Consider the following 13,054-nt stretch of genomic DNA (forward strand, 5'->3'; position numbering starts at 1 on the left):
AGCACATCACACCACGGTGTGAAGGTGGAGAATGGATCGTGCTTACATCGCCTCAAGTTTGGCGTACTGCGTCACCAGCCACTTGATCCCTTCACCGTTGAAAGCCACCTGCACACGACTTTGTGCGCCACTGCCTTCAAAGTTGATGATGGTGCCTTCCCCGAAACTTGGGTGGCGTACGCGCTGACCCAAACTGAAACCGGTCTGGTTAAAGTTGTCGTTCACCTGCGCTTGGCTGAAACGCCCGCTGCTGGCCGGACGCGACACCTTGGCTTTCATGCGCACTTCTTCAATGTGCGCTTCCGGGATCTCACGAATAAAACGTGACGGCTTATGGAAGTTGTCCTTGCCGTACAGACGGCGCATCTCAGCATAAGAGATGTACAGCTTCTGCATCGCACGGGTCATGCCCACGTAGCACAGACGGCGCTCTTCTTCGAGACGGCCCACTTCTTCGGTGGTGCGTGAACTCGGGAACATGCCCTCTTCCACACCTACCATGAAGACCACCGGGAATTCCAGACCTTTGGCACTGTGCATGGTCATCAGCTGCACGGCATCATCAAACTCTTCTGCCTGCCCTTCACCCGCTTCCAGCGCCGCATGGGACAAGAACGCCGACAACGGGCTCATGTCTTCCGCTTCTTCCGGCACTTCAAACTGGCGCGTTGCAGTCACCAATTCTTCCAAGTTCTCAATACGTGCCTGGGCTTTTTCGCCTTTTTCCTGCTCGTACATCACGCGCAGGCCAGAGTTGCGGATCACCTCATCTGTCTGCTGGTACAGCGGCAGCTCACGGGTGTCATCTTCCAGCGCATTAATCAGCTCAATGAAACGGCGCAGGGCATTGGCCGAACGGCCCGCCAGCACTTGCTCTTCCAACAGGGCAATACTGGCCTGCCACATTGTCGCCCCGCGATCACGCGCGGCCATACGGATGGTTTCTAAGGTGCGATCGCCCAGACCACGTGCCGGGGTGTTCACCACGCGCTCAAACGAGGCATCGTCATGACGGTTGGCCATCAGGCGCAAATATGCCAAGGCATCTTTGATTTCCTGACGTTCAAAGAAGCGCATGCCACCGTAGATGCGGTACGGCATCCCGGCCTGAATTAACGCTTCTTCCAGCACACGGGACTGGGCGTTACTGCGGTACAGCATGGCGGTGTCCTGCAACGCACCACCGGTCTGCTGCCACTCTTTGATCTTGCCGACCACAAAACGGGCTTCGTCCAGTTCATTGAACGCGGCATACACCGAGATCAACTCGCCTTCCGCGCCGTCCGTCCACAGGTTCTTACCCATGCGTTCATTGTTGTTGGCGATCAGCTCGTTCGCAGCCTTCAAAATGTTGCCGGTCGAACGGTAGTTTTGCTCCAGGAAGATCGCACTTGCGCCCTTAAAATCGTTCAGGAAACGCTGAATGTTTTCAACCTTGGCTCCTCGCCAGCCATAGATAGACTGATCATCGTCACCCACAATCATCACGTTACAGTCCGGCCCCGCCATCAGGCGTAACCAGGCAAACTGGATATTGTTGGTATCCTGAAATTCGTCGACCAGAATGTGTTTAAAGCGCGCCTGATAGTGCTCACGAATGTGCTTGCTGCGCTTGAGCAGTTCAAACGCGCGCAACAGCAACTCGGCAAAGTCCACTAGGCCGGCACGATCACACGCTTCTTGGTAGGCCTGATACAGGCGCAGCCAGGTTTGCTCCACCGGATCGTTAAAGGTGTCGATGTGCTGAGGGCGTAAGCCTTCGTCTTTCTTAGCATTGATGTACCACGCGGCCTGACGGGCTGGCCACTGCTTCTCATCCAGGTTCTGCGCTTTGATCAAACGGCGCAACAGGCGCATCTGATCGTCAGAGTCCAGAATGTTGAAATCTTCCGGCAGGTTCGCGTCCAGATAATGGGCGCGCAGCATACGGTGACACAAGCCGTGGAAGGTTCCGTTCCACATGCCGGCAGAGGAGCCATGCATCAGCTCATTAATACGGCCGCGCATTTCCGCCGCCGCTTTGTTGGTGAAGGTCACCGACATGATGGAATACGGCGAGGCTTGCTCCACCGTCATCAACCAAGCAATGCGATGGACCAGCACGCGCGTTTTGCCACTACCGGCCCCCGCCAGTACTAAGTGATTCCCCAGCGGCGCCGCCACCGCCTCGCGTTGCTTGTCATTTAGGCCATCTAACAGAAGTGATACGTCCATCGCTTTCTACTGGTTATTTATACAATGGTGATGATTATAACCGCAAAGCCGACCAAGATGCGAGCAGCTGCCCGCCCTTCCGACAAGGGAGCCCGTGCCCTTTTTTGCCACCATTCCCCCCTCGCCATGTCACTGATAATTTTCCCTTTCAAACCGTTACCAAGCACTTTTGTTCTATGCTTGGAAATGTCATCGGTTAACAGTGTGTTAAAAAATACGGAAAATAAGTGAAAGAAAAACAGGGTTCGCCCTTTCTTATGTTCCGAGAGCATCAACCGGTGCCCATGATAATAAGAGAACCCAATCAAAAGGAACGTTGCGCCAATTGCAACTGTCAGCTAACCGAAGAGGAATGACCATGAAGAAGACCACGAATATCGCCCTAGCATCTGCAGTGACTGGCCTACTTGCTCTGGCAGGCACCGCAATGACCGCCTCTACCGCTGTGGCGGCGGAAGGGAAAGAAAAGTGCTACGGCGTGGTGAAGGCCGGGAAAAATGACTGTGCCACCAAGACCAGCTCTTGTGCCGGTACCTCCAAAACTGACGGCCAGAAAGATGCCTTTGTGATGGTGCCAAAAGGCCTGTGTGACCGCTTAGTGGGCGGCGACAAAGAGGCGAAGTAATGTGGCTGGGTTAACCCCCACGGCAATGGTCGGGGTGGGGCTTCGCTCCCCCCACATTGATACCGTTCTCACCACGCGCCCGCCGGTCGGCTGGCTGGAAATTCACAGTGAAAACTACTTCAATCCCCACGCGCTGGCACGTCAACAACTGCGGGACATCGCCCAGCATTACCCCATCAGTTGCCACGGGATCGGGCTGTCACTCGGCTCGGCCGATCCGCTCAACACGCAACACTTACAGCAACTGAAACACTTGGTGCAAGAGTTGGATCCCATTGCCGTCTCCGATCACCTCAGCTGGAGCTCGGTCAACGGGCAGTTTTTTAATGATTTGCTGCCCCTGCCTTACACCGAAGAAGCGCTGCGTCTTTTCTGCCAAAAGGTCGAACAGGTGCAAGAGGTACTAGGGCGACGCTTACTGATTGAGAACCCGTCCAGTTATCTGGCCTTTGCCCATTCCACCATTCCGGAGTGGGAGTTTCTCCAGCAGGTACAACAACGCACGGACTGCCATTTACTGCTCGATCTCAACAACATCTATGTCAGCGCGTTCAATCACGGCTTTGATTGTCAGCAGTATTTAGCCGCAATGGATCCGGCCACGGTGAAAGAAATCCATCTGGCGGGCTTTACGGTAAAAACCGTCGATGACGGGGAAATGTGGATTGATACCCACAGCCGTCCGGTCAGTGAACCGGTCTGGCAACTGTATCGCCAATGGGTGCGCCAACACAGTGCGCAGCATGGACTGGTACCGACGCTTATCGAGTGGGATCTCGATATTCCGGACTTTGCGGTGCTCCAACAAGAAGCCGATAAAGCCACCCTTATCATTCAGCAGGAGGCAGAACATGGACTCATCGTCACCTGACGGGCAGAGCGCACCAGCCGCCTCACCGTCTTTGCATGATCTGCAACAGGCCTTTTCACAGGCACTGCATTATCAGGCCAGCGACGTGACCGCGCAGATCCACGGCGGTGACTTTACGCCCGAACAACGCGTCCAGATCTACCGCAATAACTTCATTATCAGCCTGACAGAGGTCCTCCAGGCGACCTACCCGTGCACGGCGGCGGTGGTCGGAGAAGACTGCTTTGATCAGCTGGCGCGTCAGCATGTGCTTAACACCCCGATCAATCACGGGGATGTGAGTGACTACGGGGACGGCTTTGCTGAGACCCTCACCACCATCATGGCCGAGCAACCGGCGTTGGCAGAAGCGGTGCCTTATCTGCCGGATTTAGCCCGCTTGGAATGGTTGATCGATGTGGCGCGACAACAACCGCCGATCACGCCGGCGTTTGATATGGCGCAGTTGGCCCACATCAATGATGCCAACATCGGTCGCCTGCGGTTTGAGCCGGCAGCCACTACAGTCTGTTTCGATGCGCACTATCCGGTCGCCACGCTGTGGCAGATGATCCAACGTGATGAGGTGCAAGCCATCGATATGACGCAACCCGAATCGGTCATGGTACAGCATCGCGAGGCGGGGATCTGGGTGCAGCCAACAACACCGGAGGGCACCGCCCTGATCGCCTTGTGCCAACAGCAATTACCATTACGTACCGCCTCAGCCGCCATGCTGGCGATGCTCGGCCCGCTGATCCAACAACATGTGTTTAGCGCGATGCACGGCTTGTCGCACACGAACACGTAAATTGAACCCCGAATCCCGACACACCGAATCTCAAGACACTATCTGCAGACCAAACAGGAGGGTCAGTATGCTGCAATTTTTCAAACACCTGGATGCCACCGCCCAGCGTTTCACCGATCCGCTCATTCCCCTGCTGTTGTTGTTCACCCGTTTATGGGTGGCCTGGGTCTTTTTCCAGTCCGGCATGATCAAATACTCCACCTGGGACAGCACCCTGTACCTGTTTGAGTATGAATACCAAGTACCGGTTCTGCCGTGGCTGTGGGCGGCATATCTGGGCACGGCGGCAGAACTGATCTTGCCGGTATTTCTGGCGCTGGGCCTGTTCACCCGCCCGATGGCGCTGGCCTTATTTATCTTCAATATCATCGCCGTGGTGTCCTACCCGCTGCTGTGGGAGAAAGGCTTCTTTGACCATCAGCTGTGGGGCATGATGCTGTTGGTCAATATCTTCTGGGGCGCGGGCGCGCTATCACTGGACCGACTCTTCAGTGAGCAACCCACGCCCCAGCGCATTCAATAGCCGTGACGGCAAGACACCTCACGGTTTACAGGCACAAAAAAACGGGCACCCAGCCCGTTTTTTCATGTGTCAGCAAAACCTCTGCTGGCTGTTTACTTCCCGTTATCGCCGTCCAGCAACGGCAGCAGTTGTGCCAGTGCGGTGATTTCCACATCCGGCTGCCACTGCGCGCGCGCATCATCGCCCCACTGACGGGCCTGATCGTTGAACCAACAGGCACGAAAACCGTTAAGCACCGCCCCGCCGACATCGGTCACCGGATGATCGCCCACATGCAAAATCACCTCTACAGGTAACGCCAAATGACGGGCGGCCTGCACAAACAACGCCGGCTCCGGTTTGGCCATGCCGTCACGCCCGGCCATGAACACCGCCGAAAAATACGGGGCCAGCCCAATCTTTTCGACATCCACGTTACCGTTGGTGATCGCCACCAGTGGCACGCGCGCCGCTAACGCCTGCAACACGCGATGGGTTTCTGCCGGCACATCGACCTGATTGCGCACCGCCAACACATGCGCCACACCGACCTGCGCCGCCTGCTCCGCCTTCGCCAGCGAGTAGCCAAACTGCATCAGTCCGATCTTCAGGTACTCAAACCGCCATTGCGTCACATCATGACGCAGCATGGGATCGACCTGCGCGACGGCCTGCTTCAACGCCTGCCAACGCGCCGTTCCCATCCCGTTCGTCACAGGGTGCTCGCTGGCGAGCCAGTCATACATGGCCTGCTCAGCACGGCGGATCACCGGACGGTTGTCATACAGGGTGTCATCGAGATCAAACGTGATGGCCTTGGGAGCCGGAAACGGGCGGTACACTTGCATCAGAGCCTACTTGTTTATTCTGTGTGAAACGCGCACTACTTACTGCGCTTGGCGCGCGGGTGCGCCTCATCGTACACCTTGGCCAAATGTTGGAAGTCCAAGTGGGTGTAGATTTGGGTCGTGGTCAGGTTTGCGTGCCCCAGCAGCTCCTGCACCGCACGCAAATCGCCGGATGATTCCAGCATGTGGGTAGCAAAACTGTGGCGCAATTTGTGCGGGTTAATGTGGCTGGACACGGCCTGCTTTTGGCCCCATTCCATCATGCGCTTTTGCACATTACGGTTGGAAATGCGGGAGCCCAGTTTGGAGACAAACAGCCCCGGCTCATCCACCGCTGCGACATCACCACGCACCTGTAACCAGTGGCCGACCCACTCTTTGGCTAAACCGGCAAACGGCACAATGCGCTCTTTGTCGCCTTTACCGATCACCCGTAAATCGCCTTTGCGCAGGTTAATGTCTTTCACGTTCAGCCCCACCAGCTCAGACAAACGCAAGCCGGCCCCGTACATCAATTCCATCATCGCGCGATCACGGATAGACAGCGGATCATCGCCATCGACGCTGAGCAACTGATCCATTTCATCGACATCAAGGTTCTTGGGCAGCGGACGGGCTTTACGCGGCGCCGACACCCCTTTGGCCGGGTTGGCCTGCAGCAGGCCCTGTGACACCAGGTAATCGAAAAAGCTGCGCAAGGCCGACAAACGCATCGCCAGGCTGCTGGCTTTAAGGCCGTCACGCATACCTTTACTGGCCAGCTGACGCACCCATCCCGCATCCACGGTTTGCCAATCGGTCACGCCCAGCGCCACCAACTGCTCGGCCAATGTGGTGAGCTGGCGTTTGTAGTTTTGCTGGGTATGCAAACTGAGCCCGCGCTCGCTGCGCAGGAACTCATAGAACCGCAATAACGGCTTTTCGAGGGAGCCCGGCAAACTCATTCCATCACCTCACGGGTGTATTCCCAGTGGTGGGTGAGACGGGCTAATAGCGTGGCTAACTGCTCCACAAATAAGGTATCCATGTCTGGCTGAAAATGGCCACCGTCGGCACAGGCAAACGCCAGCATGCCAATCGGCCGCTCCTGCCCAATCGGCATCACTAAAAAGGAGCCTAAGGGAGGGGCCTGTTCAAATAAACGTTCCCGCTCCAGCTTGCGCAATCGGCCCAAATAGACCGGCCGCGAAGCCAGATGGGAGCGGCGAAACTCATCAAAGTCCTGACGCGGCATGAAGATGTCTTCATCCAGGCTGTCAAACAACCGCACCGTCACTTCCAGATTGAGTCGTGTCGCCAAGGCGCTCAGTACGCTGATCGCCTGATAAATATTGTGGGTCTGAAACAGCTGCTGCTGGGCACGGGCAAACTCTTCGAACAAGGCACTGTTCTTGCTCGCCGCACTGATCAACCCACTGATTTTTTCTTCCAGCTCACCGACCTGACGGCGCAGGCGTTCCAGCTGAATGTCCACCAGCGACACCACTCCGCGCTCGGTGTGGTGCACCTGGATCCGGGTTAACAGATCCGGCTGGCGAATGAAAAAATCCGGGTTCGCCTGAAGAAAATCCGCGACGTCCTGCTCGGTCAGACCGGCAGGCGAGCTCGGTCGCGCCAACGATGTCACGTCGCTCATAGTACGATTTGCCCGTCATAAACATGGGTCGCCGGACCGGTCATGTACAGCGGTTTGCCTTCTCCCTGCCAGCGGATATGTAAATCCCCGCCCGGCAGCGACACTTTCACATTCTCATCCAGCAACCCTTGCTGACGGCCAATCGCCACCGCCGCACAGGCGCCACTGCCACAGGCCTGGGTTTCCCCGGCGCCACGCTCGTACACGCGCAGCCTGATAGTATTGCGATCGACAATTTGCATGAAGCCGGCGTTAACGCGTTCCGGGAAACGGTCATGCGATTCCAGCAACGGGCCCAAGGTTTCCACATCAGCCGTGTCCACATCGTCCACCACGGTGACACAATGCGGGTTGCCCATGCTGACCGCGCCACAGAAAACCGTCGCTTCACCGGCACGCAGAATGTAGGTTTTTTCACTTTGCTTGGCTTTCAGCGGGATCTTCCCCGGCTCAAAGTTCGGCACGCCCATGTTCACCGTCACCTGGTTATCGTGCTCAATTTTGAGCACCATCTTGCCGGCTTTGGTGCTGACCGCGATGGCGTATTTGTTGGTCAGCCCTTTCATCCAGACAAAACGGGCAAAGCAACGCGCACCGTTGCCACACTGCTCCACTTCGCTGCCGTCAGCATTGAAGATACGGTAATGAAAGTCGCTTTCCGGATCGTACGGGGGCTCAACCACCAGCAGCTGATCAAAGCCGATGCCGCGATGGCGATCGGCTAAACGCCGAATACAATCCGGCGAGAAGAAGACGTTCTGAGTAACACTGTCGACCACCATAAAGTCGTTACCCAGCCCATGCATTTTTGCAAAATTAACCTGCATGATGTTCCTTATCCGTTATTCAGGCAGTCGATGCTCTAGCTGCCACAGTTGCGTAAGCTCTTCACGCTCACGCACCACGTGCGCCTGCTGGCCGTCGACCATGATCTCTGCTGCTCGAACACGGGAGTTATAGTTGGATGCCATCACAAAACCATAGGCACCGGCTGAACGCACGGCCAGTAAATCGCCCGGCGCGAGACATAAAGCGCGATCTTTACCGATAAAGTCACCGGTTTCACAGATCGGGCCCACAAAATCGTACATCACCGCCTCACCCTCACGCGGGCTCACCGGCACAATGGCCTGCCACGCCTGATACAGGGTCGGACGGATCAAATCGTTCATCGCCGCATCGACAATGGCGAAGTTCTTATGTTCGGTATGCTTGAGGTATTCCACCCGTGTCAGCATCACCCCGGCGTTCGCGGCAATAGCACGGCCCGGCTCGAAAATCAGTTCAAGATCCGGGTAATCGGTCAGACGGGACATCAGCACTTTGGCGTATTCTGACGGCTCTGGCGGGCGCTCATCATTGTAAGTGACCCCCAAGCCACCACCGACATCCAAATGATGGATGGTAATGCCTTCGGCTTTAAGCGTTTCAATCAACGCCAGCAAGCGATCGGTGGCATCCACAAACGGGGACAATGCCGTGAGTTGCGAGCCGATGTGGCAATCCATGCCGACCACCTGCAAGTGCGGTAAGGCATGGGCCAGACGGTACACGTCCGGCGCGCGATCAAAGGCGATACCGAACTTGTTGTCACGCAAACCGGTCGAGATATACGGGTGCGTTTGCGCATCCACATCCGGGTTAATACGCAACGACACCGGCGCGACCACGCCCATCTCACCGGCCACCTGATTCAGGCGCTCCAGCTCCGGTTCGGATTCAACATTGAAGCATTTGATCCCCAACTCCAGCGCGCGCTGCATTTCAGCGGCGGTTTTCCCGACCCCCGAGAACACCACTTTACGCGGGTCACCGCCAGCGGCGATCACACGCTCCAGCTCCCCGCCGGAAACGATATCAAAGCCCGAGCCCAAACGTGCCAGCACGTTCAGTACCCCCAGGTTTGAGTTCGCTTTCACCGCATAACAGATCAGGTGCGGGTGATCCGCGACCGCCTGATCAAAAGCATGCCAATGGCGCTCTAACGTCGCGCGCGAATACACATACAACGGCGTGCCGAAGCGCTCGGCCAATTGGGTCAGTGGTACGTCTTCGGCCCAGAGCTGGCCATCTTGCTGGTAGTTAAAATAGTCCAATGTCGTCTCTTCCCTGTCTGTCTTGTTATGGTTGTTGCGGCTGCTCAGTATCGTCAGGCATGTATAACGGTCCGCTCTGGCCACAGCCAGCCAGTCCCAGTACACCTAACAGTAAAATTGCTAATAAACCTTTACGCATTTGTCAAAGCCAGTGATTATCATTTCATTGCCCTCTATAATCGCACCCATACTAGGAAAAGCAATAGGATGAACCGGGATGAATGATACAGAATTCCATAAGTTGGCCGATGACGTGCTAATGCAGATCGAAGAAGGCATCGATGAATCCGGTGCGGACATTGAATATGAGACGACAGGCAACGTCCTGACGCTGGAATTTGAAAACCGCAGCCAGATCGTGATCAACCGTCAGGAACCGCTGCATGAAATCTGGTTGGCCTCAAAATCAGGCGGTTACCACTTCAAACACCAAGACGGCGAATGGCGTTGTACCCGCAGCGGCGCAGAGTTGATCGCACTGGTGAAACAAGAGTGTTCCCTGCACGCCGGTGAAACCGTCGACTGGTAAGCCTCTCACGCCGTTTAGCATCAAACGCCGCAGAGACAAAAAACGAGAGCCAAGGCTCTCGTTTTTTTATGCGTGTCTTTTTCCGCGCAACAGCAGGCTGCGAAAGAATTAGCGTGACGCCATGACAGCGGTCGCGGTCGGCACCACGGTATTGCGTGGCGGTTGCTGACCACTCTTGAACGGCAGTACCTGCGGCTCGCCTTTGTCGTTACGCACAATGTCGTAAAACTGCGGCAGATTGAAGTTGATGAAGTTCGCGCTGTAGCTAAAGCGATCCTGCGCCGAGGTGTAAAAGCGATTCACGCCGTGCACCATCTCATCTTTGTCACCGCTGCACTGGCGGTACACTTCAATGCGGTTCGCTTCATCCAGAATATAGATGTTGAACCCGTCATCGCAGTCTTCAAAGAAGAACTGGATCAGACCTTCACTGGCGTACGCATCGACGATTTCCGGCGGATGCGGCTCGTCGGTTTTGCCCATCACCAAATTCGCCGCGCCCATCAACTTGTTGGTTGAGATGCAGCTGTAGAAATCCACCGAGTTTTCTAGCTTCTGTACCGACACGCCACGGCGTTCAAAGAACAGGCCGTGTGTCTGCTGACCAATGCGGATCGCTTTGAAGCGACGGCGTTTTTCCTGCTCAACCGGCTTCAAGCGCATCTCGATACACTCGGCCACCAACTGGTACACCAAGTTACGGATCAACCCGCGCATGTGCTTGCTGTAACAGAACACATCCACCGATTCGGGCGGCAGGGCGTCCTGGTGCATTTTGCCCAGTACGGTTTTCAGCGCTTCCAGCATGGCATTTTCGCCGGTGAAGTTCAGAGTACGCACTTCGTTCCACGAATTGCGGTACACCAAATCCACACTGCCCACCAAGCATTGCTGCTCCGGGCCGTAGCTGAAAATATCGGTATTTTTGAAATCGAAACGCACTGAACGGCTTTTCAGCGCGGTGGTCGGATCGTTTTCTAAGTTAATGAACAAACCTAACTGGCGGATCTCACACGGACTCGACAGCGCCTGCAGGCTTGGCTGCGGACGGCGGATCGGGAAGGTGTTGCGAATATCACTCACCAGCTGATACAGCTTGTCGATGTCCAATGCGGAATCACGCACCACGGTGTGCAAACAGGTCGATTCGGTCAACAGGCCGTTGAAATAGGCCCATGCCACCAGCTTGCTGAGGTAGCGGTTATGCTCCAGCGCCGGACGGCCCATGATGGCAATCGGATCGAGCGGCTGCTTATACAAATACCAGCCTGCCGTATTGGTGTGGCCGGCCGGGACTTGGATCAGGGTCAGATCTTGCTCGTGCAAGTCCGGTGACAACTGCGGATTGAGCAGGGTCACTTTGCCCGGCAACACCTCAAACGCCGCGTACAATTTACGCGCCAGAATACTGATGTCTTCCGGACTGATGGCGGAGGTAATGTTATTGCGACGGGCAAACCGGATCAGGTTACGGTAGCTGAGCATCAGGGCATCCAGCAGACCGTTGTGGGCGCTTTTGACCAGCTCCACTTTCCAGTCACGGCGGTTATCCAGCTCGTGCAGCACTTCGTGCGGCCAACCCCATGAGGTGGTCAGCTCTTCCAGCACCTTCCGGCGCCACGGCACAGAGCCCAGGCCCGGTTTACGGGTCAGCTTTTCATGGGTTTTGAGGTAGAAACAGCGACGCACCAAGTCCAGACGGCGGTGATCACTGATACGCTCTAAGTAGCGGGTCACCTTTTCCAACATCAGGAAATAGGCGTCCATACAAAATTCGGTACGATCGATGGCGAAGAAACGGCGTTTGCCGTCCACGCTCAAAAGCTGGGTAAACGGGTATTCCCACGAATAGGCTTCCAGCAAAATCGCTTTCAGTACCGACTTGTACGGGGAGTCGATACTTTTATACAGCTGCCACAGGCTCGAGCCGAAATACTCTTCCGCCGGAATGCGTGACAGGCCGCCGAAATCGATCCACTCGTCACGACGGATAAACCCGCCTTGCACTAAATAGCAGACATAGTCGTCGTAACACTCTTCCATCTCTGGCGGCACCATGAACCACAACAGCGGTTGGCCACCCAGACAGACAGCTGAACGGTAAAACTCATCCAGCAGCAACAAATGCTGGCTAGAGCCACAGTTTTCACCGGTCATTTTTTCGGAAAAGTTGTCGCGGAAACGGTTTTCGTCGATCAGAAAGAAGTTGGCTTCAACGCCCTGGCTCATCGCCCATTCCGACACCAAGGCACATTTGGCATCCAACGCCTGACGGGCGTCAGCAGACATGTCGGTACGGATACAGACCCAGATATCCAGATCGCTGGTCAGGCTTTGCCCCAATGAGGCGGTACTGCCCATGGCATACAAGCCCAGAATAGGCAGGCGTTCACCAGTAGGAGGAGTGAGAGTCGCAGAGACGGCAAGGCCGCAGTCATCAATGAACTGCTGCTGCGCTTCGGTCGCAGAAAACGACGCGATCCCGACCGATACCACCTGATCAAGGTAGCCAGGCACTGCCGGGTGATTGTAGTGAAGCAAAACAGGTAACACGTCAAAAACCTGCACCGATTGGGCGGTCATGGCGGCACGTGCACGCGTGAGACGAAGCTCGTTGAGCTGATCCTGTCTGCTTTTAAGCGTTTCGATATAGTTCTGCAAATTACTCTTCCAAGAGCTGCCAGCGTCAGAGCGGCCCAAATCTTGTCACTAATGCGGTAGAGATAACTCTGCCCAGGAGTAAAAACGTGATCAATCTAACAGTTTTTGCATTAACCGTAAAGATAATAACGTTTTGTGACAAGATGTGAATGACCTGTCATTTTGCTGGCCGACCTTTCCGTAGCCTGCCCCTCATGAAGCTAGTACAACCGGGCGAAATCGCCACTTTGCGGGTCTAGCTCACCTTTTTGCATGAGGGTTCCGTGAAGGGAGTCACATTAA

13 protein-coding genes are annotated in these 13,054 nt (G+C 55.7%); 5 read left to right on the forward strand and 8 right to left on the reverse strand.

Annotated features, from left to right (window positions below; genetic code table 11):
* Positions 1-42 precede the first annotated feature (42 nt).
* Positions 43-2,214 carry a DNA helicase II gene (gene uvrD, locus ABT58_RS08105; RefSeq protein WP_047873896.1) on the reverse strand — a complete coding sequence of 724 codons (2,172 nt, stop codon included), beginning with the start codon at positions 2,212-2,214 and terminating at the stop codon, positions 43-45.
* A 358-nt stretch (positions 2,215-2,572) separates the two neighbouring features.
* Here uvrD and ABT58_RS08115 point away from each other — a divergent pair, with 358 nt between their 5' ends.
* From ABT58_RS08115 to ABT58_RS08130, 4 genes are all read left to right on the forward strand, one after another.
* On the forward strand, positions 2,573-2,839 hold the full coding sequence (locus ABT58_RS08115; protein ID WP_047873898.1) for a BufA1 family periplasmic bufferin-type metallophore: 267 nt from the start codon (positions 2,573-2,575) through the stop codon (positions 2,837-2,839).
* 25 nt (positions 2,840-2,864) lie between these two features.
* The gene (bufB, locus tag ABT58_RS08120) at positions 2,865-3,710 is read left to right on the forward strand and encodes an MNIO family bufferin maturase (RefSeq protein WP_047873899.1); all 846 of its coding nucleotides are present in this window, start codon (positions 2,865-2,867) and stop codon (positions 3,708-3,710) included.
* Positions 3,691-4,500, forward strand: coding sequence for an HvfC/BufC N-terminal domain-containing protein (locus ABT58_RS08125; protein WP_047873900.1), 810 nt, complete (start codon positions 3,691-3,693; stop codon positions 4,498-4,500). The genes bufB and ABT58_RS08125 overlap by 20 nt, the downstream gene beginning before the upstream one ends.
* 67 nt (positions 4,501-4,567) lie before the next feature.
* Positions 4,568-5,023: a DoxX family protein gene (locus ABT58_RS08130; protein WP_047873901.1), complete on the forward strand. Its 456-nt coding sequence runs from the start codon at positions 4,568-4,570 to the stop codon at positions 5,021-5,023.
* 92 nt (positions 5,024-5,115) lie between these two features.
* Here ABT58_RS08130 and yigB read toward each other — a convergent pair whose 3' ends face one another.
* From yigB to lptM, 6 genes are read right to left on the reverse strand one after another with little or no spacing between them, the layout of a single operon-like run.
* Complete coding sequence (gene yigB, locus ABT58_RS08135) at positions 5,116-5,850, reverse strand: 5-amino-6-(5-phospho-D-ribitylamino)uracil phosphatase YigB (protein ID WP_047873902.1); 735 nt, start codon at positions 5,848-5,850, stop codon at positions 5,116-5,118.
* Between the two features lie 35 nt (positions 5,851-5,885).
* Positions 5,886-6,794 carry a tyrosine recombinase XerC gene (xerC, locus tag ABT58_RS08140; protein WP_047873903.1) on the reverse strand — a complete coding sequence of 303 codons (909 nt, stop codon included), beginning with the start codon at positions 6,792-6,794 and terminating at the stop codon, positions 5,886-5,888.
* Positions 6,791-7,486 (reverse strand): DUF484 family protein, encoded by a 696-nt coding sequence (locus ABT58_RS08145; RefSeq protein ID WP_047873904.1) that lies wholly within the window; start codon positions 7,484-7,486, stop codon positions 6,791-6,793. The genes xerC and ABT58_RS08145 overlap by 4 nt, the downstream gene beginning before the upstream one ends.
* On the reverse strand, positions 7,483-8,313 hold the full coding sequence (gene dapF / locus ABT58_RS08150) for a diaminopimelate epimerase (protein ID WP_047873905.1): 831 nt from the start codon (positions 8,311-8,313) through the stop codon (positions 7,483-7,485). The genes ABT58_RS08145 and dapF overlap by 4 nt, the downstream gene beginning before the upstream one ends.
* 15 nt (positions 8,314-8,328) lie before the next feature.
* On the reverse strand, positions 8,329-9,582 hold the full coding sequence (lysA, locus tag ABT58_RS08155) for a diaminopimelate decarboxylase (RefSeq protein ID WP_047873906.1): 1,254 nt from the start codon (positions 9,580-9,582) through the stop codon (positions 8,329-8,331).
* A 25-nt stretch (positions 9,583-9,607) separates the two neighbouring features.
* On the reverse strand, positions 9,608-9,721 hold the full coding sequence (gene lptM / locus ABT58_RS23695; protein ID WP_082211023.1) for an LPS translocon maturation chaperone LptM: 114 nt from the start codon (positions 9,719-9,721) through the stop codon (positions 9,608-9,610).
* A gap of 78 nt (positions 9,722-9,799) precedes the next feature.
* On the opposite strand from lptM, the gene cyaY reads away from it, so the two are divergent.
* Positions 9,800-10,111, forward strand: a complete 312-nt coding sequence (cyaY, locus tag ABT58_RS08160; RefSeq protein ID WP_047873907.1) for an iron donor protein CyaY — start codon at positions 9,800-9,802, stop codon at positions 10,109-10,111.
* A 108-nt stretch (positions 10,112-10,219) separates the two neighbouring features.
* On the opposite strand, the gene ABT58_RS08165 is transcribed toward cyaY, so the two are convergent.
* Positions 10,220-12,772 (reverse strand): class I adenylate cyclase, encoded by a 2,553-nt coding sequence (locus tag ABT58_RS08165; RefSeq protein WP_047873908.1) that lies wholly within the window; start codon positions 12,770-12,772, stop codon positions 10,220-10,222.
* Between the last annotated feature and the right edge of the window lie 282 nt (positions 12,773-13,054).

This window comes from Photobacterium aphoticum (assembly GCF_001029435.1).
Classification (GTDB): domain Bacteria; phylum Pseudomonadota; class Gammaproteobacteria; order Enterobacterales; family Vibrionaceae; genus Photobacterium; species Photobacterium aphoticum.